Origin of the sequence: Salmonella sp. JXY0409-18, assembly GCF_020268625.1 — a bacterium.
GTDB lineage: Bacteria > Pseudomonadota > Gammaproteobacteria > Enterobacterales > Enterobacteriaceae > Salmonella > Salmonella enterica.
Genome location: NZ_CP084216.1, coordinates 633,369 through 655,334, shown reverse-complemented (window position 1 = coordinate 655,334; position 21,966 = coordinate 633,369). Strand labels below are relative to the sequence as shown.

The 21,966-nt window shown below is 53.3% G+C and carries 17 protein-coding genes, 1 tRNA gene and 2 pseudogenes; 10 read left to right on the top strand and 10 right to left on the bottom strand.

The window, feature by feature from the left end:
- Positions 1-68 precede the first annotated feature (68 nt).
- From hldE to LDB27_RS03140, 3 genes are all read right to left on the bottom strand, one after another.
- Positions 69-1,502, bottom strand: coding sequence for a bifunctional D-glycero-beta-D-manno-heptose-7-phosphate kinase/D-glycero-beta-D-manno-heptose 1-phosphate adenylyltransferase HldE (gene hldE, locus LDB27_RS03150; RefSeq protein WP_000867682.1), 1,434 nt, complete (start codon positions 1,500-1,502; stop codon positions 69-71).
- A 47-nt stretch (positions 1,503-1,549) separates the two neighbouring features.
- Positions 1,550-4,393, bottom strand: coding sequence for a bifunctional [glutamate--ammonia ligase]-adenylyl-L-tyrosine phosphorylase/[glutamate--ammonia-ligase] adenylyltransferase (gene glnE, locus LDB27_RS03145; protein ID WP_000188297.1), 2,844 nt, complete (start codon positions 4,391-4,393; stop codon positions 1,550-1,552).
- 117 nt (positions 4,394-4,510) lie between these two features.
- Positions 4,511-5,812 carry an inorganic triphosphatase gene (locus LDB27_RS03140; protein ID WP_000046225.1) on the bottom strand — a complete coding sequence of 434 codons (1,302 nt, stop codon included), beginning with the start codon at positions 5,810-5,812 and terminating at the stop codon, positions 4,511-4,513.
- Between the two features lie 241 nt (positions 5,813-6,053).
- Between LDB27_RS03140 and LDB27_RS03135 the strand changes: the two genes are divergently transcribed.
- The 3 genes and pseudogenes from LDB27_RS03135 to LDB27_RS23905 all read left to right on the top strand — a co-directional run.
- The gene (locus LDB27_RS03135) at positions 6,054-6,668 is read left to right on the top strand and encodes a TIGR04211 family SH3 domain-containing protein (RefSeq protein ID WP_001125344.1); all 615 of its coding nucleotides are present in this window, start codon (positions 6,054-6,056) and stop codon (positions 6,666-6,668) included.
- 62 nt (positions 6,669-6,730) lie between these two features.
- Positions 6,731-7,972 (top strand): multifunctional CCA addition/repair protein, encoded by a 1,242-nt coding sequence (locus LDB27_RS03130; RefSeq protein WP_000708456.1) that lies wholly within the window; start codon positions 6,731-6,733, stop codon positions 7,970-7,972.
- Between the two features lie 20 nt (positions 7,973-7,992).
- Positions 7,993-8,077 (top strand): annotated as a pseudogene (locus LDB27_RS23905) (hypothetical protein); the annotation flags it as partial.
- On the opposite strand, the gene bacA reads toward LDB27_RS23905, so the two are convergent.
- Both bacA and folB read right to left on the bottom strand, forming a co-directional pair.
- A complete protein-coding gene (gene bacA / locus LDB27_RS03125) occupies positions 8,076-8,897 on the bottom strand; it encodes an undecaprenyl-diphosphate phosphatase (protein ID WP_001281933.1) in 822 nt (273 codons plus the stop codon). The pseudogene LDB27_RS23905 and the gene bacA overlap by 2 nt on opposite strands.
- Before the next feature lie 97 nt (positions 8,898-8,994).
- Positions 8,995-9,354 (bottom strand): bifunctional dihydroneopterin aldolase/7,8-dihydroneopterin epimerase, encoded by a 360-nt coding sequence (gene folB / locus LDB27_RS03120; protein WP_000355776.1) that lies wholly within the window; start codon positions 9,352-9,354, stop codon positions 8,995-8,997.
- Positions 9,355-9,460: 106 nt separating this feature from the next.
- Here folB and plsY point away from each other — a divergent pair, with 106 nt between their 5' ends.
- Together plsY and LDB27_RS03110 are read left to right on the top strand one after the other, a co-directional pair.
- The gene (gene plsY, locus LDB27_RS03115; protein ID WP_001272785.1) at positions 9,461-10,078 is read left to right on the top strand and encodes a glycerol-3-phosphate 1-O-acyltransferase PlsY; all 618 of its coding nucleotides are present in this window, start codon (positions 9,461-9,463) and stop codon (positions 10,076-10,078) included.
- Positions 10,079-10,115: 37 nt separating this feature from the next.
- Positions 10,116-10,178, top strand: a pseudogene (locus tag LDB27_RS03110) (hypothetical protein); the annotation flags it as partial.
- Between the two features lie 122 nt (positions 10,179-10,300).
- Here LDB27_RS03110 and tsaD read toward each other — a convergent pair.
- On the bottom strand, positions 10,301-11,314 hold the full coding sequence (gene tsaD / locus LDB27_RS03100; RefSeq protein ID WP_001264396.1) for a tRNA (adenosine(37)-N6)-threonylcarbamoyltransferase complex transferase subunit TsaD: 1,014 nt from the start codon (positions 11,312-11,314) through the stop codon (positions 10,301-10,303).
- Between the two features lie 227 nt (positions 11,315-11,541).
- On the opposite strand from tsaD, the gene rpsU reads away from it, so the two are divergent.
- From rpsU to rpoD, 3 genes are all read left to right on the top strand, one after another.
- Positions 11,542-11,757, top strand: a complete 216-nt coding sequence (rpsU, locus tag LDB27_RS03095) for a 30S ribosomal protein S21 (RefSeq protein ID WP_001144069.1) — start codon at positions 11,542-11,544, stop codon at positions 11,755-11,757.
- 235 nt (positions 11,758-11,992) lie between these two features.
- Positions 11,993-13,738, top strand: coding sequence for a DNA primase (dnaG, locus tag LDB27_RS03090; RefSeq protein ID WP_000918865.1), 1,746 nt, complete (start codon positions 11,993-11,995; stop codon positions 13,736-13,738).
- Between the two features lie 14 nt (positions 13,739-13,752).
- Positions 13,753-15,735 carry an RNA polymerase sigma factor RpoD gene (gene rpoD, locus LDB27_RS03085; protein WP_001120159.1) on the top strand — a complete coding sequence of 661 codons (1,983 nt, stop codon included), beginning with the start codon at positions 13,753-13,755 and terminating at the stop codon, positions 15,733-15,735.
- A 123-nt stretch (positions 15,736-15,858) separates the two neighbouring features.
- Here the strand turns inward: rpoD and mug are convergent, their stop codons facing one another.
- Positions 15,859-16,365: a G/U mismatch-specific DNA glycosylase gene (gene mug / locus LDB27_RS03080; RefSeq protein WP_000237776.1), complete on the bottom strand. Its 507-nt coding sequence runs from the start codon at positions 16,363-16,365 to the stop codon at positions 15,859-15,861.
- 125 nt (positions 16,366-16,490) lie between these two features.
- Here mug and LDB27_RS03075 point away from each other — a divergent pair.
- A tRNA-Ile gene (locus LDB27_RS03075) sits at positions 16,491-16,566 on the top strand.
- A gap of 79 nt (positions 16,567-16,645) precedes the next feature.
- Here the strand turns inward: LDB27_RS03075 and LDB27_RS03070 are convergent.
- Entirely contained in the window at positions 16,646-17,413 is a 768-nt protein-coding gene (locus tag LDB27_RS03070) for a siderophore-interacting protein (RefSeq protein ID WP_000213763.1), read from the bottom strand.
- A 231-nt stretch (positions 17,414-17,644) separates the two neighbouring features.
- Here LDB27_RS03070 and LDB27_RS03065 point away from each other — a divergent pair, with 231 nt between their 5' ends.
- Positions 17,645-18,292, top strand: a complete 648-nt coding sequence (locus tag LDB27_RS03065; RefSeq protein ID WP_000983434.1) for a PadR family transcriptional regulator — start codon at positions 17,645-17,647, stop codon at positions 18,290-18,292.
- On the opposite strand, the gene LDB27_RS03060 is transcribed toward LDB27_RS03065, so the two are convergent.
- Both LDB27_RS03060 and LDB27_RS03055 read right to left on the bottom strand, forming a co-directional pair.
- Entirely contained in the window at positions 18,289-19,857 is a 1,569-nt protein-coding gene (locus tag LDB27_RS03060) for a methyl-accepting chemotaxis protein (protein ID WP_000478462.1), read from the bottom strand. The two genes, LDB27_RS03065 and LDB27_RS03060, sit on opposite strands and share 4 nt — an antisense overlap.
- Positions 19,858-20,244: 387 nt before the next feature.
- Positions 20,245-21,765: a PAS domain-containing methyl-accepting chemotaxis protein gene (locus LDB27_RS03055; protein ID WP_000094638.1), complete on the bottom strand. Its 1,521-nt coding sequence runs from the start codon at positions 21,763-21,765 to the stop codon at positions 20,245-20,247.
- Positions 21,766-21,966: the final 201 nt, after the last annotated feature.

Sequence of the window (21,966 nt, the reverse complement as noted above, 5' to 3'; positions counted from 1 at the left end):
GAAACAAAATGTCCGACGCGCCTTCAAAATCAGCGCCCGCCGCGTCTGTAACGCCTGATGTCGCGGTTTTACTTCTCGCTCTCGGTCTGGATCTTTTTGATGATATTGGTCGTGGAACAACCATCTTCGAAGTTCAGCACCATGACTTCGCCGCCGTTGGCCCAGACCTCTTCGCTGCCCGCGATCTCTTCCGGCTTATAGTCGCCGCCTTTTACCAGCAGATCCGGCAGAATACCGGCAATCAGTCGTTGCGGCGTATCCTCTTCAAAAGAGACAACCCAGTCGACCGACTCCAGCGCGCCCAGCACAATCATACGCTGTTCGAGCGGATTAACCGGACGGCTTTCGCCTTTCAGACGTTTAGTCGAGGCGTCACTATTGACCGCAACAATCAGGCGGTCGCCCAATTTGCGCGCGTTCGCCAGATAAGAGACGTGGCCCGCGTGCAGAATATCGAAAACGCCGTTGGTCATGACCACTTTCTCGCCACGCTTACGCGCGCTGGCGACGGCCTGTCTCAACTCCTCTTCGGTCATAACGCCGAAGCCGGTATCCGCGCGTCCGCGCACTGCGTTTTCCAGCTCAATAGGGGAAACCGTTGACGTCCCGAGTTTACCTACCACTACGCCCGCCGCCGCATTGGCGAAATAACACGCCTCCTCCAGGGTATTTCCCGCCGCCAGCGTCGCCGCCAGCACGCCGATCACCGTATCGCCCGCACCGGTAACATCATAAACTTCCTGCGCCTGCGTCGGCATATGTAGCGGCGCTTTATTCGGTTGCAGCAGCGTCATTCCCTGTTCGGAACGCGTGACCAACAGCGCGGAAAGGTCGTAATCGGCAATGAGCTTCATACCACGTTCAACCAGTTCGTCTTCGCTTTTACATTTCCCCGCGACCGCCTCGAATTCAGAAAGGTTTGGCGTCAGCAGCGTGGCGCCGCGGTAACGTTCAAAATCCGTTCCTTTCGGATCGATGAGCACCGGCACGCCCGCCTGGCGCGCCAGGGAAATCATAGTCTGCACGCTGGTCAGAGCGCCTTTGGCATAATCGGACAATACCAGCGCGCCGATCGATCCCAGCGCCTGGTTGATACGCTCATGCAACGGCTGCGGGTCCACGCCCTCAAAGCCTTCTTCAAAATCAAGACGAATGAGCTGCTGATTACGTGATAGTACGCGCAGTTTGGTAATCGTCGGATGCGTCGGCACAGAAACGAAGTCGCACTTCACATTGACCTCCGCCAACGTTTTGCTCAGCGCGCGCGCGGCGTCATCAATACCCGTCAGGCCGACCAGACGGGCGTTCGCTCCCAGAGACGCAATGTTCATCGCCACGTTCGCCGCGCCGCCCGGACGTTCCTCAACGGTATTTACCTTAACCACGGGCACCGGCGCTTCCGGTGAAATACGGCAAGTGGGGCCATACCAATAGCGATCCAGCATTACATCACCCACAACCATGACGCCTGCACGTTCAAACGCTGGCAGATTTACTTTCATTCCTGTCTCCTGAGAGATTCAAAATTTGCGCGCGATAATAGCATAATTCAAACGGCTACCAGCCACTTCCGCCAGCTTGCCTGCACCAGCGCGCGCTCTTTGCTAAAACACGTCTGCGCCACATGACCGGGAAGCTCCTGCAACGCCAGGTGGTGCAGTTCATCACGCAGTGTGGTGTAGGCTACCGTCAGCGCCTGCGCTTCGTGTTCATCCATAATGCCGTTTTGCGCCAGAAGCTCCAGGATGCGCACGTTATCAGACCAGCGCGTTAATTTAGGTTTTTCATGAGCGTAGCGCAGTACCAGATATTGCGCGATAAACTCAATATCCGTAATACCGCCTTCATCAGCTTTAATATCAAAACGATCGCGATGCTTATTGCCGAGATGCGCCCGCATTTTCTCGCGCATTTCACGCACTTCAGTCTGCAATGTCTTGCCGTCGCGCGCCGTCGTCATGATAGTGCGGCGTACCGCATCAAACTGTGAGGTAAGTTGTGGGTCGCCATATACCACGCGAGCGCGTACCAACGCCTGATGTTCCCAGGTCCAGGCTTCATGCTGCTGATAATCGGCAAACGCGTCCGCTGAAGTCACCAGCATTCCCGCCGCGCCAGAGGGGCGTAGACGCGCATCTACCTCATACAAAATGCCGGAGGAGGTGCGCGTACTGAACAGATGCATAATGCGCTGCGCCAGGCGCAGATAAAACTGCCGCCCGTCGATTTCGCGTTCGCCGTTGGTCATGACGTCCATCGGACAGTCATGCAGGAAGATGAGATCCAGATCGGAACTGTAGCCCAGCTCCCATCCGCCCAACTTGCCATAACCGACAACCGCAAACCCCCGCCCCTGGCGCTCGTCCAGATGCGCTGGCTGACCATAACGCGCAACCATTTGCGTCCACGCCTGCTGCACCACAGCATCAATCATCGCCTCCGCCAGCCATGTGAGGTGATCGCTCACTTTCATCACCGGCAGCGTACCGGCAATATCCGCCGCCGCAATCCGCAAAAGCTGTGCCTGTTTAAACTGGCGTAATGCCTCCAGTTGTTGTTCTTCGTCTTCTTCCGGCACGCGCAGCAAATATTGGCGTAATTCGTCGCGATAAGCGTCTGTAGCCGTCGGCTGATAAAGCGTGCCGGGGTCGAGCAGTTCATCAAGCAACAACGGATAACGCGCCAGTTGGCTCGCTATCATTGGCGAAGCGGCGCAGAGCATAATCAGGTGTTTCAGCGCGCCGGGAAATTCGCTCAGCAGCTCCAGATAGGTGGTGCGAGTGACAATCCCCGCCAGCAACGGCGTTATCCGCGATAGCGTAACAGCGGCGTCTTCGCGGGAACAGACATCAGCAAGCAGGTGCGGCATCAGTTGGTCTAGCACCTGCCGCCCGCGCGGGCCGATAGGGCGTTTATCCAGTTCCTTACGGAAGTCAGCGATGAGGGTCAGAACTTGTCGCCGATCCTCATCGGCTAAATGCGCCAGCACTGGCGTCGAATCATCCTCCTGTAGCGCATCCTGCCATACTTCACGCCACGGCTCTGAACGTTCTTCCTCCTGCGGGGTATCGGCTTCATCATCGCCAATTAATTCGTTGAATACGCGGCGTACATTAGCCATATGATCCGTCAGTTCGCCAACAAGCTGCGGCCAATTCTCCGCCTTCATTCCCCAGGCCAGCCGCGCCCGATTCAGATCGTCGGCAGGCAGCGTTTGCGTCTGTTCGTCATTGATGCTTTGCAGCAGATTCTCCAGACGACGTAGAAAAAGATAGGCCACGCGCAGTTGCGCCACGTCATTCTCAGGCAGCAAATGCAGCGCAGCGATAGCATCCAACGTCGGCAGTAACGAACGCGACTGTAGCGACGGCTCGCGCCCGCCGCGGATGAGCTGGAATACCTGCACGATAAACTCAATTTCACGAATACCGCCCGCGCCAAGTTTAATGTTGTCCTTCAAACCGCGGCGTCGCACTTCGCGGGCGATCATCCCTTTCATATTACGTAGCGACTGGATGACGCTGAAATCGATATAGCGGCGGAAAACGAAAGGCCGCAGCATGGCGCGTAATTCACGAGACCAGGCGTCGTCGTTATCGCCCATTAGCCGCGCTTTCACCATAGCGTAGCGTTCCCAGTCGCGTCCTTGTTCCTGATAGTAATCCTCCAGCGCGGCAAAACTCAGGACCAGCGGGCCGCTGTCGCCAAACGGTCGCAGGCGCATGTCCACCCGATAGACAAAACCATCCATTGTGGGCTGATCCAGCGCTTTGATCAGCCGCTGCCCGAGACGCGTAAAAAACTGGGCGTTATCGAGTTCACGGCGTCCGCCCCGGGTCTCGCCATGTTCCGGCCAGGCGAAAATCAGATCGATATCAGACGAAAAATTCAGTTCGCCGCCGCCCAGCTTGCCCATGCCTAAAATCAACAGCGGCTGCGGAACGCCCTGCGGGTTACAGGGGGTTCCCCATTCGCGGCAACAGGCGGCATACAGCCAGTCGCGCGCCCCCACAATGAGCGTCTCCGCCAGATGGCTCAACTGTTGTAAAATAGTCTCATCGTCCACCAGCGACAGCGTCTGCGCCCAGGCGATGCGTACCATGATGCGACGACGAAAAAGCCTCAGTTCACGCATCAGCGAGGCGTCGTCACAGACACCTGCCAACGCCTCCTGTAACCAGCCAGCGTAATGTCGCCATTCATCAGCCTGCGGCGATGCGGATTCCAGTTCGGCAAGCCACTCCGGATGCGCTATCACGCTATCCAGCGCAAAATCGCTAAATGTAAGTACTGACTTCGCCTGCGCGCTAAGCGATGTCTCAGTAAATCCTTCTGGTAGGCGCTCAACAACGGTCTGCCAGTACTGCGATAAGGGTGAAGAGAGCGGCGTCATTTAGGGGATATCCTTTAAATAATGCCGGATGGCGGCGTTTCGCCTGATCCGGCCTACAAGTCCGCATACCGTAAGCCTGATAAGCGCAGAGTCATCAGGCGCTTTCTACGGTTCTGATTATCGTTTTCCGCTGTGCAACCAGAACGGCTGCTGGTTAATGGCCTCATTACGGAAATGTTCAATTTCAATACGTTGCCCGGTAATAATGGCGTGACGCAATCCCTGCCAGTTCTCCAGCCATGCCTGCGCGACCATCGCATCATAATACCCGGCCAGCAGTAAAACGCTGTCAATATCGCGAGTCAAACGCGGCAACTGGTCGCGATACTTATCACCCAGCGGTTGTCCAAAAACCTTCTTTAATTCAGCAGCATGACGAGAAAGATGAATGTCGGCGAAACGCTTAAAAGAATCGGCCATTTTGGTCTGCGCCTTCGCGTCCAGAAATGGCTGCCAGGCTTTCGTCACCAGCCATTCCGTCAATGCCAGTTTCGCCATCGCCGTTTGCGTACTATAAACGGCTGTGACGGCGGACACCGCGGATGTCATCGTCGCTTCCGCCTGGGTAAGTAGATCACGTAAGTGAGCGCTCGCTTTACGTGGAACAATGCCCCCAAAGAGCATTAAGGCATGGCGCACTAATCCCATAGCATCCAGCACGTGTTCTTTCGCCGACTCGTCGCCGCGCAGCCAGAGCTCTTCATGGTACTGCCACTGTGACAACGCCAGATCCAGCGAGGCCTCCAGCCCTTGCTCTACCGTGGCTTTCGCGGCAGTCCGCAGAATTGCCGTTGGTGTATTCTCTCGCGGCGCATTCCCCTGCGCCAGGTGATAACCTCGCGCCGCCTTACTCAGACTGCCCTGACGCAAACCGGTTTGCGACAGCAGTTGCTTCGCCAGTTTTAACACGGCGCGCGTATCGCCGCGAAGCAACTCAAGCTCCAGCTCACAAATCGGTTCGGCAAACTCGCCCGCTTTTACGTCGCCGAGATCGAGCGCAATTTCAATCCTGCTGCCGTCAACGTCCAGACACCATTTTTCCCGGTAAAAATCGGTACTGAACAGCGGCTGTACGCTTGATGCCAGGCCGGCGGGCAGGTTGCCATCCGGCCAGACCTCCGCCGGAAGTTGCGTCAGATCCAGCACGGGTTCGCTTAGCGCGACATTGTATTCGGGTCGCTGGTGCAGCCCCCCCGTTACCCGGCCGGCAATTTTCATGGTCATTTCATAGCGCCCATTTTCACCACGAATACGCAGCCCCATATCATGGCGGCGTAGCCAGTTATCAGGCGTTTCGAAGTAGATATTCAGCAACTGGCTGGGCGCATGATGCTCGCCGCCGAGCGTATGAAGATGATTTCGCAGCGCATCTACGGCGTCGTGATTGACGATAAACTTTAATTCGATTTCCTGAGCCATGGCCTTGTACTTATGGGTTATGTCACATCTGGGAAGATTCTTGGCGAACTTACCCGCATTATTTTTGTCAGTAGATAGTATTTTGCGCCAAATTGCCATGCAACGAGCAATTTGACGGGCGTAAAAGTTTGACGTAGCGGCAAAGGCGACACAGATGATTCCGATTGATGTCGACTACTTTGCGTAGCGACACTGATGCCGTTACTATCGTTCCACTTTCTCTGACAATAACGACAGCCTGATGCCAAAATTACGCCTGATTGGACTAACTTTACTTGCGCTTAGCGCCACCGCCGTCTCTCATGCTGAAGAGACGCGTTACGTTTCTGATGAACTGAATACCTGGGTCCGCAGCGGTCCGGGAGATAATTATCGCCTTGTGGGTACCGTCAACGCCGGCGAGGAAGTCACGCTCTTACAGAGCGATGCCAACTATGGTCAAATCAAAGACAGTTCTGGTCGTACTGCCTGGATACCGTTAAAAGAACTGAATACCACGCCAAGCCTGCGTACCCGCGTGCCGGATCTGGAAAATCAGGTCAAAACGTTGACCGATAAACTCAACAATATTGATACCACGTGGAATCAGCGCACCGCCGATATGCAGCAGAAAGTGGCGCAAAGCGACAGCGTCATCAACGGGCTAAAAGAAGAGAACCAGAAGCTGAAAAACGAGCTGATTGTCGCGCAGAAAAAAGTTAGCGCCGCGAATCTGCAGCTGGATGACAAACAGCGCACCATTATTATGCAGTGGTTTATGTATGGCGGCGGCGTATTGGGTATTGGCTTGCTGTTAGGGCTGGTGCTGCCGCATATGATCCCAAGCCGTAAACGCAAAGACCGCTGGATGAACTAAATCGCCTTCTCTGCGGCACTGTCTTATCATTAGAGGATGATCGTTTTTAAAAGGAAAGTGGCGTGAAGATTTATCTGGTCGGTGGTGCGGTTCGGGATGCGTTGTTAGGGCTACCGGTTAAAGATAAAGATTGGGTCGTTGTCGGCGCCACGCCGCAGGAGATGCTTGATGCGGGCTACCAGCAGGTAGGCCGTGATTTTCCTGTGTTTCTCCATCCGCAAACTCACGAAGAATACGCGCTGGCGCGTACCGAGCGTAAATCCGGTTCCGGCTACACGGGCTTCACCTGTTATGCCGCGCCGGACGTTACCCTGGAAGCCGATCTCCAGCGTCGCGATCTGACCATTAATGCTCTGGCGCGCGACGATGACGGCCAGATTATCGACCCTTACCACGGGCGCCGGGATCTGGAGGCGCGTCTACTGCGCCATGTCTCTCCCGCGTTTGGCGAAGATCCCTTGCGCGTATTGCGCGTGGCGCGTTTTGCCGCCCGTTACGCTCATCTGAGTTTCCGTATCGCCGATGAAACACTGTCGCTAATGCGCGACATGACCGCGGCAGGCGAGCTGGAACATCTGACGCCGGAACGGGTATGGAAAGAGACGGAAAATGCGCTTACCACCCGCAATCCGCAGGTTTACTTCCAGGTATTGCGCGACTGCGGCGCCCTGCGCGTCCTGTTTCCGGAAATCGACGCCCTGTTTGGCGTACCCGCGCCGGCAAAGTGGCATCCGGAAATTGATACCGGAGTTCATACGCTGATGACGCTGTCGATGGCCGCTATGCTCAGTCCGCAGCTTGATGTCCGTTTCGCCACGCTTTGTCATGATCTGGGCAAAGGCTTAACGCCGAAAAACCTCTGGCCGCGCCATCATGGCCACGGCCCGGCGGGCGTGAAACTGGTCGAACAGTTATGCCAGCGTTTGCGCGTCCCCAATGACCTGCGTGATTTAGCTAAACTGGTCGCCGAATACCACGATCTGATCCACACCTTTCCGATACTCCAGCCGAAAACGATCGTTAAGCTGTTTGACGCCATTGATGCATGGCGTAAACCGCAGCGCGTCGAGCAGATTGCGCTGACCAGCGAAGCCGATGTCCGTGGACGTACCGGATTTGAAGCGTCGGATTACCCGCAGGGGCGCTGGCTGCGCGAAGCCTGGCAGGTGGCCCAAGCGGTATCGACGAAAGAGGTGGTGGAGGCCGGATTTAAGGGCATTGAGATTCGCGAGGAGCTGACGAAGCGACGAATCGCAGCGGTCGCCAACTGGAAAGAGAAACGCTGCCCGAACCCCGCCAGTTAAACGCCATCCAGCACACTAAATTGCCTGATGGCGCTGCGCTTATCAGACCGACAAAACAGTTAGGCCGGACAAGGCGGTACGCCGCCATCCGGCAGGTCAATCATCAGAAGAAGACAACGTAAACGGCAGCCGCCACCACAAAGCGGTAAATCGCAAACGGAATAAACGAGATACGCTTAATCAGTTGCAGGAAGGTCTTGATGGCGATCAGCGCCACCACAAACGCCGTCACAAAGCCCACTGCGAACATCGGAATATCCGCTGCGGTCAGGAATGACCAACTTTTGTAGAGATCCAGAACCGTTGCGCCCATCATCATCGGCACAGCCAGTAAGAACGAGAACTCAGAGGCGGCGTAACGGCTGACGCCCATCAGCATCCCACCGGAAATGGTCGCTCCGGAACGCGAGAAGCCCGGCCACAGCGCCAGACACTGGAAACAGCCAATCATAAACGCCTGACGATACGTCATATCATCCAGCCCCGGCGCGCGCGGTTCTTTCGGCTTCAGGCACTCGGCGGCAATCAGCAACAGACCGCCTACCACCAGCGCGTACATCACGTTAATCGGGTTAAATAGCGACTTGATCGTGTCATGAAAGACTAACCCCAGCACCACCGCCGGAATCATGCCCAGCAGGATGTGAATCAACGTTAATCGACCTTTACTTTCACCTTCACGCTGTAGCGGGCGGCCGAAGTGAATACCGATGAGACCAAACAACCGCCGCCAGAACATCACCACGACCGCCAGAATAGATCCAAGTTGAATCACCACTTCGAATGTCTTGGCCGTATCGCCTTCAAACCCCAGCAGATGACCCACAATAATCATATGGCCCGTGCTGGATACCGGCAAAAACTCCGTCAATCCTTCGACCACACCCAAAATTGCCGCTATCAGCAGCGAGTGCATATCGCTCATCAATAAACCCCTAAAATGAAAAACACTGCAAAAATGGATCTCGCGTTAAGACCCCATATATAACCGTTTGGTTTAAAAAATATAAAATTATTTATTTTTATTTCAGATTATTGCCACGCTCAATAATTACCCCTACGTTCGCCGCGCGCGCGACGGCGCCAGGCTTGCTCAGTTTGATGCGAACCCACGGAGAATTAAATCGGCTAAGCAGCAGATCCGCCACCTCTTCCGCCACGCGCTCGACCAAAGCAAAACGCCCGCCTTCGACATGATTTATCACCGTGTCGGCGATATCCGCGTAACTTAGACAATCTGCGACATCATCGCTTTTCGCCGACTTACGGTTATCCCACGCCATTTCGATATCGAACACCAGTTTTTGCTCGATAGTCTGTTCCCAGTCGTAAACACCGATAGTGGTGATTACCGAAAGTTGCTCTATAAATACAATATCCATCACGACCTGCCTGCTTTTTGGCTAACCCGGATACCACTTCCGGCGAAATGTGCGTATTATCCACAGAAATAGTAAATAAAACGACACTTTCAATACGGAACAGCTTATGAGTGCAATCGCGCCTGGAATGATCCTCTTCGCGTACCTCTGCGGCTCAATTTCCAGTGCCATTCTGGTTTGCCGCATCGCCGGGCTGCCCGATCCGCGAGAAAGCGGTTCCGGCAACCCGGGCGCGACGAACGTATTACGAATCGGTGGCAAGGGAGCGGCTGTCGCGGTACTTATTTTTGACATCCTTAAAGGCATGTTGCCCGTCTGGGGCGCGTATGCGTTAGGCGTTACCCCTTTCTGGCTGGGGCTTATCGCTATCGCCGCCTGTCTGGGGCATATCTGGCCGGTCTTTTTTGGCTTTAAAGGCGGGAAAGGCGTAGCAACCGCGTTTGGCGCCATTGCGCCTATCGGCTGGGATTTAACCGGCGTTATGGCTGGCACCTGGCTGCTGACGGTCCTGTTAAGCGGTTATTCATCGTTAGGGGCGATTGTCAGCGCCTTGATTGCGCCGTTTTACGTCTGGTGGTTTAAACCGCAGTTCACCTTCCCGGTATCGATGCTGTCATGTCTCATTTTGCTGCGCCATCATGACAACATCCAGCGTCTGTGGCGTCGCCAGGAGACGAAAATCTGGACGAAGCTGAAAAAGAAACGCCAGAAAGATTCGGAGTAGTTTTTTACGCTATGCCGTGCCTGCGCATCGCCGGATAAATAGCTCGGTGATAGGCGTACATATCGAATCCGCCGCGCGTCACCCTTCCACCATTGGCGTGGTTAGGCGCGATTTTCGGCCTGATCTTCCTGGTGCTGCTGATCGTCACCGGGCTGTTGTGGATGCCCGTCGTTTTGCTGTAAACCCGTTGGGGCGGCATGATGTCGCCCCCTTTTTCCGCTTTTACGCCGCCGGCAGCTCGGCCAGCGGCCAGCGCGGACGTACCGTTACGCCAAGATCCGCCGTAACGCCCGCCTTAAACCGCACCATTCCGGCATAGGCGATCATCGCCCCGTTGTCAGTACAAAACTCCGGACGCGCATAGAACACTTCGCCGCGGCGTTTTTGCATCATTTCGGCAAGCTTCGCGCGCAGCGTGCGGTTAGCGCTGACGCCGCCCGCCATGACCAGACGCTTAAAACCGGTGCTTTCCAGCGCGCGCTTGCACTTGATCATCAGCGTATCCACGACCGCATCTTCAAAAGCGCGCGCGATATCAGCGCGAGTTTGTTCGTCGTCGCCATTACTACGAATGGTGTTAGCGGCAAAGGTTTTCAGACCGGAAAAACTAAAATCCAGCCCCGGGCGATCGGTCATCGGGCGCGGAAAGACAAAACGCCCCGCCGTCCCCTGCGACGCCATTTTCGACAGCATCGGGCCGCCAGGATAATCCAGCCCCAACAATTTGGCGGTTTTATCAAACGCTTCACCGGCGGCATCGTCAATCGACTCTCCCAGCAGTTCGTACTGACCGATTCCGGTCACGCTAATGAGCTGCGTATGTCCGCCGGAGACCAGTAGCGCCACAAACGGGAAATCCGGAGGGTTATCTTCCAGCATCGGCGCCAGCAGATGACCTTCCATATGGTGTACAGGAATGGCCGGCACAGTCCAGGCAAATGCCAGTGAACGCCCGACGGTTGCGCCGACCAGCAGCGCGCCGACCAGGCCCGGGCCTGCGGTATAGGCCACCGCGTCGATATCGCTCGCCGTCAAACCGGCTTCTTTTAATGCCGCCTGAATCAGCGGCACGGTTTTACGCACATGATCGCGGGAAGCCAGTTCAGGCACTACGCCGCCGTAGTCAGCATGTAATTTCACCTGACTATACAATTGGTTGGCTAACAGACCTTTTTTGTCGTCGTAAATAGCGATGCCGGTTTCATCGCAGGATGTTTCAATACCCAGTACACGCATGACTTGTTTTACCTCGCTCTAATACCGCGCAGTGTAGGTCGAATGCGGGTGGATGTATACCCTCAGTCCCGACTTCGTGTATACTCCCTCACCTTATAAAAGTCCCGTTCAAAAAAGGCCGCGGTGCTTTACAAAGCAGCAGCAATTGCAGTAAAATTCCGCACCATTTTGAAATAAGCTGGCGTTGATGCCAGCGGCAAACCGAATTAATCAAAGGTGAGAGGCACATGCCGGTAATTAAAGTACGTGAAAACGAGCCGTTCGACGTAGCTCTGCGTCGCTTCAAGCGTTCCTGCGAAAAAGCAGGTGTTCTGGCGGAAGTTCGTCGTCGTGAGTTCTATGAAAAACCGACGACCGAACGTAAGCGCGCTAAAGCTTCTGCAGTGAAACGTCACGCGAAGAAACTGGCTCGCGAAAACGCACGCCGTACTCGTCTGTACTAATCTTTTGAGAGCGGGCTGCTCTCAATTCAGATCGAGTTGTAGTTGTAAGGCCGTGCTTCCGAAAGGAATGCGCGGCTTGTTTTCGTTTATGCATTAGCATATACACAAAATCATTCATGCTGCGTCCAGGCGGCAAGAGAGCAAGTCCCCGGCGCTTACGCAAGTCAGCGACAGGGATGAGCGAACGTAGCCAACACTACGGCAGCCTGAAGAATGACGTGTATAAAAGGGGCATATGGCTGGACGAATCCCACGCGTATTCATTAATGACCTGCTGGCGAGAACCGATATCGTCGATCTGATCGACGTGCGCGTAAAACTCAAGAAACAGGGCAAGAACTATCACGCGTGTTGTCCATTCCATAATGAGAAAACCCCTTCTTTCACCGTAAACGGTGAAAAACAGTTTTATCACTGCTTTGGATGCGGCGCGCATGGCAATGCGATCGACTTTTTGATGAATTACGACAAGCTCGAATTTGTCGAAACCGTCGAAGAATTAGCGGCCATGCATAACCTGGAAATTCCCTATGAAGCAGGCACCGGGCTTAGCCAGATAGAGCGCCATCAACGGCAAAACCTCTATCAGTTGATGAATGGTCTGAATGACTTTTATCAGCAGTCGCTTACCCATCCTGCGGCAAAACCTGCGCGTGACTATCTGCAAAAGCGCGGTCTGAGCGCCGAAATTATTCAGCGTTTCGCCATTGGCTTCGCGCCGCCTGGTTGGGATAACGCGTTAAAGCGCTTCGGTAATAACAGCGATAACAAGGCATTGTTGCTGGATGCCGGAATGCTGGTCAATAACGAGCAGGGCAGCACTTACGATCGTTTCCGTAATCGGGTCATGTTCCCTATTCGGGACAAACGCGGCAGGGTGATTGGTTTTGGCGGTCGAGTTCTGGGGAACGACACGCCGAAATACCTTAACTCTCCGGAAACGGACATTTTCCATAAAGGCCGCCAGCTATATGGTCTTTATGAGGCTCAGCAATATAGTGCTGAACCGCAACGCTTGCTTGTGGTCGAAGGTTATATGGATGTCGTCGCACTAGCGCAATACGACATTAACTATGCGGTTGCTTCGCTGGGTACCTCAACCACGGCAGACCATATGCATATGTTATTCCGGGCGACGAACAACGTAATTTGCTGTTACGACGGCGACCGGGCTGGCCGTGATGCCGCCTGGAGAGCGCTGGAAACAGCAATGCCTTATATGACCGACGGTCGGCAGGTACGCTTTATGTTTTTACCTGACGGCGAAGACCCGGATACGCTGGTGCGTAAAGAAGGCAAGGCGGCTTTTGAAGCGCGGATGGAGCAGGCGCAGCCGCTCTCTACGTTTCTGTTTAATAGCCTCCTGCCGCAGGTGGATTTAAGCTCGCCGGATGGCAGCACGCAGTTAGCCGCGCTGGCGCTGCCGCTCATTAATCAGGTGCCTGGCGACGCGCACCGTATTCAGCTGCGCCAGACGTTGGGGCTGAAGTTAGGCATTTTCGATGATAGTCAGCTTGATCGTTTAGTGCCAAAACAGGCGGAAAGCGGCGTTTCCCGCCCGGCTCCACAGCTAAAACGCACGACCATGCGTATACTGATAGGATTACTGGTGCAAAATCCGGATCTCGCGCCGTTAGTGCCGCCCTTAGACGCGCTGGATCAGAATAAGCTGCCTGGACTTGGCTTATTTAAAGAATTGGTCAAAACTTGTTTGGCTCAGCCAGGTCTTACTACCGGACAACTTCTGGAACTCTACCGTGGCACAAATGATGCTGCGACCCTTGAAAAATTATCGATGTGGGACGATATAGCAGATAAGGCGATTGCCGAAAAGACCTTTACCGACTCACTCAACCATATGTTTGATTCGCTGCTGCAACTGCGACAAGAAGAGCTGATCGCTCGCGATCGCACTCACGGTTTAAGCAGCGAAGAACGCCGAGAGCTCTGGACGTTAAACCAGGAGCTGGCCAGAAAATGAATTTAACGGCTTAAATGCCGCATATCGATCGGGAAGCCCCCGACAGCCGCAGTGAGAGGCAGCGGCCAAAATATAAGTATGCCCTCGCTTTAAATGTCGACAGCTATACCGTCGACACCAATCAAACGAATAAGTGTGGATACCGTCTTATGGAGCAAAACCCGCAGTCACAGCTGAAACTTCTTGTCACCCGTGGTAAGGAGCAAGGCTATCTGACCTATGCTGAGGTCAATGACCATCTGCCGGAAGATATCGTCGATTCAGATCAAATTGAAGATATCATCCAAATGATCAACGACATGGGTATTCAGGTAATGGAAGAAGCGCCTGATGCCGATGATCTGCTGCTGGCTGAAAATACCACCAGCACCGATGAAGATGCGGAAGAAGCTGCTGCACAAGTTCTGTCCAGTGTTGAGTCTGAAATCGGTCGTACGACTGACCCGGTACGCATGTATATGCGTGAAATGGGCACTGTTGAACTGTTGACCCGGGAAGGCGAAATCGACATCGCTAAACGTATCGAAGACGGGATCAACCAGGTTCAATGCTCCGTTGCCGAATACCCGGAAGCCATTACCTATCTGCTGGAACAGTACGATCGCGTTGAGGCTGAAGAGGCTCGTTTGTCCGATCTTATCACCGGCTTTGTCGATCCGAACGCGGAAGAAGAGATGGCGCCGACCGCAACTCACGTCGGTTCTGAACTCTCCCAGGAAGACCTGGATGATGACGAAGACGAAGATGAAGAAGACGGCGACGATGACGCCGCCGATGACGACAACAGCATTGACCCTGAACTGGCACGCGAAAAATTCGCTGAGCTGCGCGCGCAATACGTCGTTACGCGCGACACCATCAAAGCGAAAGGCCGCAGCCATGCTGCCGCGCAGGAAGAGATTCTGAAGCTGTCTGAAGTGTTCAAACAGTTCCGTCTGGTACCGAAGCAATTCGACTATCTGGTCAACAGTATGCGCGTGATGATGGATCGCGTGCGTACTCAGGAACGTCTGATCATGAAGCTCTGCGTCGAGCAGTGCAAAATGCCGAAGAAGAACTTTATCACGCTGTTTACCGGTAACGAAACCAGCGAAACCTGGTTCAACGCCGCTATCGCGATGAACAAACCGTGGTCGGAAAAACTGCACGATGTCGCGGAAGAAGTGCAACGCTGCCTACAAAAACTGCGGCAGATTGAAGAAGAGACCGGTCTGACCATCGAACAGGTGAAAGACATCAACCGTCGCATGTCCATCGGGGAAGCGAAAGCCCGCCGTGCGAAGAAAGAGATGGTTGAAGCGAACTTACGTCTGGTTATTTCTATCGCTAAGAAATACACCAACCGTGGCTTGCAGTTCCTTGACCTGATTCAGGAAGGCAACATCGGTCTGATGAAAGCGGTTGATAAATTTGAATACCGTCGTGGTTACAAGTTCTCCACCTACGCAACCTGGTGGATCCGTCAGGCGATCACCCGTTCTATCGCCGATCAGGCGCGCACCATCCGTATTCCGGTGCATATGATTGAGACCATCAACAAACTCAACCGTATCTCCCGCCAGATGCTGCAAGAGATGGGCCGCGAGCCAACGCCGGAAGAGCTGGCCGAGCGCATGCTGATGCCGGAAGATAAGATCCGCAAAGTGCTGAAGATTGCCAAAGAGCCTATCTCCATGGAAACGCCGATCGGCGACGATGAAGATTCGCATCTGGGTGATTTCATCGAGGATACCACCCTCGAGCTGCCGCTGGACTCTGCCACTACCGAGAGCCTGCGTGCCGCCACTCACGACGTTTTGGCTGGCCTGACCGCTCGTGAAGCGAAAGTGCTGCGTATGCGTTTCGGTATCGATATGAACACCGACCACACGCTGGAAGAAGTGGGTAAACAGTTCGATGTTACCCGCGAACGTATCCGTCAGATCGAAGCGAAGGCGCTGCGTAAACTGCGCCACCCGAGCCGTTCTGAAGTGCTGCGCAGCTTCCTCGACGATTAATTCGCCGCATACGTATAAACGCCGCCGCAAGGCGGCGTTTTTTTATCAGGTCATGCGCGAGCGCCCTATTTGGCCTGCAGAATCTCTACACAGCGCGAGTATTCGCGCCCTCATTCCCCATTGCTATAGCCCACGCATAATGAGCGCTTGATCCAGTTCGCGATAGGCCTCGACCAGTTTTTCCGTTTTAATTCGGTTTAAGCCGCTGGGATTCGGCAACACCCACACCATCGTCGCGCCAATGGCGATCTTTTGTTTACCCCAGGCGATACCGCGCTGGCTGAATCCCTGTTCAAAAGCCTGTTTACCAAGCACCGCCAGCGCTGCGGGCTGGTAGTCCTCTATTTTTTCAATCAGGTTGCGTCCGCCGCTACGTAATTCATGCAACTTCACCTCAGTCGCTTGTACTGTCGGTCGGTCGACGAGTTTCGTTACCCCGCAGCGAAAATCCAGTAATTTTTCCGCCTCTTCCGGTTTCAACTGTCGATCGGTGAAACCGGCCAAATGAATAACTTTCCAAAAACGATTCGCGGGATGCGCAAACGGAAAGCCGGTATTCGCCGAGGAGAGTCCCGGATTGATGCCGCAAAAAACCACCCGTAGCCCTGGCGCCAGTATGTCCTTAACCATTATTACTCCTGAGCAATACAACGTACTTTAAGTATAACGGGTTGAAAACACATTGTTTATAAAAACAGCACCCGCACGGTTACGGCTGGATTACAGCGTAAAGTTACATTATAATCCACCGCCACGGCCCTTTAGCTCAGTGGTTAGAGCAGGCGACTCATAATCGCTTGGTCGCTGGTTCAAGTCCAGCAGGGGCCACCAAATTTTAGCTTTAAAATCATACAATTAAGCCACTCTAAAGAGTGGCTTTTTTGTTTCTGACAGAGCTCGCCCCATACCGCTATTTACGATGCCAATAGGCTGCCGCACGTACCAGGTGTGGATCAAACTCCTTTTCAAAGCACTGACTTAAACGTTTTACCGTTTTGCCTTCGCCAGTAATCCAGATGAAATAGTCCGATTCTGGTATTGTCAGCTGCGACAGGCGCGTTTGCATTACCTGTTCATTGCCGCCAACAACATATTCCACAGTAATATCCGTCAAATGGGCGAGATAATCGCGATATGCGGCATCCTGAATGCTCACCAGCGCGGTTACCGCAGGGCGCGCAGGCAGACGACTAAGCGATTCCAGACGACGACGCAGCGCAGGCATACCGGACTCATCGCAGACATAAACCTGACAGGCATAATCTTCCGGCACCACCAGCGAACCGCGCGGCCCGCCAATCGTCAGTGTATCGCCTTCACGGGCTTCCATTGCCCAACGGCTGGCTACGCCGCCATCGTGGATAAAGAAATCCAGCGCCAGCTCGCGACGCGCCTCGTCATACAGCGGCGTGTAATCCCTGGAGACCGGACGAACGCCCTCCCCCCAGATAATGCCTTCCTCAGTGACTGTCGGGGGCGTAAAGCGACAGCCTGGCTCAGGGAAAAAAACTTTCGTGTGATCGTCAAAGCCCAGGGAGGTAAAGCCGTCCAGCGCCTCGCCGCCAAGTACGATCCGCTGAAATCCTGCGCTAATACGTTCTACCCGCAGAACGGTCAGCTCGCGAAAACGCAGTTCATTACGAACACGCTGTGGGTAGCGTACGGATGATGTCGTCATTTTTTGCCTTCGTGAAGTAATACGATATATCTAAATTAAATTTTTAAATGATAATGATTGTTAATCAGTAAAAATGCAACTGTTTTTTGATAGTGTTCTGGCAACGAGTCGCTAACTATAACCTTAGAATAAAACGTTATAAATTAATAGATTATAGCAACAATCGCTTTTACCCTTGCTAAAACCCATCATTTAGATATAAATTAGATATATCTAAATAAGCAGGAGGCAATGATGCAAAATCAACATGAAGGGTGTTGCAAAAACCGGGATCATAAGCACGATGGTTGCTGCAAAGATCGCGAACATCAGCATGAAGGCTGCCATAGCGCGCATCAGCATGAGAACGCCAGTTGCGGCGGCGAACACCGTCACGGACACGGCTGTGGTCGTCATGGACAGGGCGGTGGTCGACGCCAGCGATTTTTTGGCCACGGGGAACTTCGGCTGGTCATTCTTGATATCCTGACCCGGGACGCCAGCCACGGCTATGAACTGATTAAAGCGATAGAAAACCTAACGGGGGGCGGCTATACGCCAAGCGCTGGCGTGATCTACCCTACGCTGGATTTTTTACAGGATCAGCAATTTATCACGATTAGCGACGAAGAAGGCGGGCGGAAAAAAATCGCGATTACCGCGAACGGCGCGCAATGGCTTGATGAAAATCGCGAACACCTGACGCATATTCAGGCGCGGCTAAAAGCCCGTTGTGTGGGCATGGAGTTACGTAAAAATCCGCAGATGAAGCGGGCGCTGGATAACTTCAAGGCCGTGCTGGATCTGCGGATAAACCACAGCGATATCAACGACGCGCAAATCAAACGCATTATCGGCGTGATTGATCGCGCGGCGCTGGAAATCGCCGAACTGGATTAAGCGGGCTGCGTGTCCTCTTCGCGGACGCGGAACACGTTAACCAGCTCTTTTAAATGTAACGCCTGTTCGTTCAGCGACGCTGCGGCGGCAACAGACTCTTCCACAAGGCAGGAGTTTTGTTGCGTGGCGGCGTCAATCAGGCCAATCGCGCTGTTAATCTGCGAAATACCGTCAGTTTGCTCGCGGCTGGCCTGCCCAATCTCACGTAATATCACATCCATCTCTTCGACGTTATCCACCATGCCATTAATCAGGGCGCTGGCTTTCTCCACCAGGTGCATCCCTTCCTGAGTCTGACTGGTTGAATCTTCAATCAAATTACGGATTTCACTGGCTGACGAGGCGCTCTTTTGCGCCAACTGGCGAACCTCTCCGGCGACAACGGCAAAACCACGTCCATGTTCGCCCGCGCGCGCCGCTTCAACCGCCGCGTTCAGCGCCAGAATATTGGTCTGAAAGGCAATGGAATCAATGATATTGATGATATCCGACATACGATTTGCCGTATCGTTAATGACGCGCATTTTCTGCGTCACTTGATTCATCATCTCCCCATTGTTTTTCACCACGCTGGCGGCGCCGGCAGAGAGTTTGGTCGCTTCACTGGTATGGTCAGCCGTATTTTTAACCGTGGCGGTAATCTGTTCCATCGACGCCGCCGTTTCTTCAACCGAGCTGGCCTGCTCTTCCGTACGCGCCGCCAAATCCTGGTTACCGGCGACAATTTGCGCCGCCGCCGTGGAGATACTCTCCGAACCGTTTTGCACTTCCTGTACGATATCCAGCAGACGCGTTTTCATCGCCATTAACGCTTGCAGTAGTACGCCTGTTTCATCTTTATAGTCGGTGGTGATATGACGAGTCAGATCGCCATCGGCAATCGCCTCGGCAAAGCGTACTGCGTCATCAAGCGGCCGGGTAATAGAACGCACAATATACCATCCCATTACGCCTCCGGCGGCGATGCTTATCAGCGCCAAAGTGATTAACAGCGTCCGATTATTTTTAAAATCCTCTTTGACCTGCACGCTCGCTTCATGCATCTGCGCGTCCTGAACAGCGATAAGTTCCTGGACTTTGTCCTTATAGACCTTTTGCACCTGCACCGTTCTGGTCATCATCTCCTGAATGGCCGCCTGACGATTATTGCTTTGAATATCTTTCAAAATACGGAATCTGGACTCCAGATATTGCTGGCGCGCTTCACGGATCTCATTAATGATTTTCTGTGAATCCGCATCGTGACTATTTTCCCTGGAAAGCTCATCCAGTAACGCCGAAATGCGCTGGCTTATCTCACTGAGTTCTTTCTGCGAGCTCTGGCTCCAGCGCCCCTCTTCATCCAGTAACATGAGCTGCTGCGCGATGATGAAATCATTAAAATTATCGATTAACAGATTGGCTTTTACCGTGGTGGGATAATCATTGGTAATAATGTCCTGCATACCCGTATTAGCCCGATCAAGGCTAAACAAAGACAGAGCGGAACTCACCACCATGAGAACAATGAATAAGCCAAAGGCCATAAATAATTTTGAACGTATTTTAATGTTATGCAAAAACATATTTTCTCCCTGGGATTGCATATCCTCATACAGGAAGATTTATCGGCAATAATGTTACTAACTTTATGATATTGATCGCTTTTTTATTTCGGAACATTATTAGTAAGTAATTTTTATTGTTCACAGAAAGATGAACCAATAGTGACATAAATTGGCACCAATAATGAAAGAAATACGCTAAAAGGTTAACCATTTCTTATTTATTAACTGAGCTTATACCTATTAATAGGTAGGAAGAAAGAAGGAATAAATATCACATTATTTTTAACATCACAGGCCACTGATACTCTCTGTGATGGCAGGCACCGCCTTCTATCAGAGCGCATCCGCCCGGTAAGCTTGTTGCTACCGGGCGGATGTCATTACCGTTGCTACCTACAAATAAACTTAATGCAGTACCGTGACCGCATCCTCCAGCCGGCTGGCACGGTGTTTTACCATTGCGGAGACTTGTGCGCTCTCTTCCACCAGCGCCGCATTTTTCTGGGTTATGCGGTTCAACTCGTCCACGGCGCGAGTCAGGCTGGAAAGCCCATCTGTCTGTTCCTGCGTCGACTGACTGATACGTGCGATAAGCAGGGTGACATTTTGCACCTGGGCTACAATGTCATCCATGGTACGGCCTGCGGCGTGAACCTGCTCGGAGCCTGACTGCACCTTTGTTGCGCTGGCGTCAATTAATTTACGAATATCGTTCGCCGCGTTAGCGCTGCGGCTGGCAAGATGGCGTACCTCGCCAGCAACCACGGCAAACCCTTTCCCCTGCTCGCCCGCTCTCGCCGCTTCTACCGCCGCATTCAGCGCCAGGATATTCGTCTGAAAAGCGATATCGTTAATTAGCGTGGTGATCGTCCCGATACGTTGCGTACTGTGAGCGATATCATCCATCGTTTTAATCACCGTATCCATCGCCTCACCTCCCTGAGTCGCCGCGCTACTGGCCGCCATGGAAAGCTTATCCGCAGCGGAAGCCGTCTCGGAATTGAGCTTCACGGACTCCGCCATCTGGTTCATGGTCGTTACCGTTTCCTGAACATTCTCCACGGTCTGACGGGTGTGTTCGTTCAGATCATTGTTACCCTTCGCCAGCCTTTCACTGCCGTTTCTGACGCTGGAAACCTGACTTGATACGTCATTGATCAGCCAGCGGCACATCAAGCCAAGCTGCCCTACGGCCCTCAGCGTCAGCCCCAACTCATCGCTACGATTAAGATGTTGTACGCTGTTGCGTTCGCCGGTCGCCACTTTCAGCGCCTGCGTCGCCACATTTTCAATGGGACGCACAATTTGCCATTCAAATAGCGCCGTACCTGCCAGCATCGCCAACGCGCCCAACAGCAACGCCTGCCATGACGCATCCGTACCGAACAGAGCCAACGCCAGCATTACGGCCATTAGCCCCATAATGCTACGCACTCGCCAGCGAACAGGCATAGCGGGCAGTTTGCCCAGCAAACCCTGACGAACCACCAGGCCTTTATGAATACGTTTATTACACCGCCCTTCATTTAGCGCCTGATATAAAGGCTCAACGGCGGCAATCTCATCATCCGTGGCGCGGGTACGGATCGACATATATCCCGTCACACGCCCTTCACGTATCATCGGTACCGCGTTGGCCCGCACCCAGTAATGGTCGCCGTTTTTACGCCGGTTTTTCACAATGCCGCTCCACGGTTCGCCCTGTTTTAGGGTGTACCACATATCTGCGAAGGCAGCTTTCGGCATATCCGGATGACGCACCAGATTATGTGGCTGCGCCAGTAACTCGTTTAACTGATAGCCGCTCACCTGGACAAAAGTGTCATTGGCGTGAGTGATATAGCTTTCCAGGTCGGTCGTAGACATCAGAGTGGTATCATCATCCAGCGGGGTATTTAGCTGGCTGACGTAGGGATGAGAAGACATGATAGCGTCCTGTGCAGGTTATCTGGATGTTAATTTTTCGCTCAGATGTTATTTCGGCGCTAATCTATTTATCTTTAGTTGTTAAAATTGCTCTGGATCGCAATTTGCGATTAATCCTTAATATTTGTACGATTTTCACCTCATCCTGCGCCTTATTTTCATTATGAAATTGTTTAGCATGGACAACCTTTTTCTTTAAAA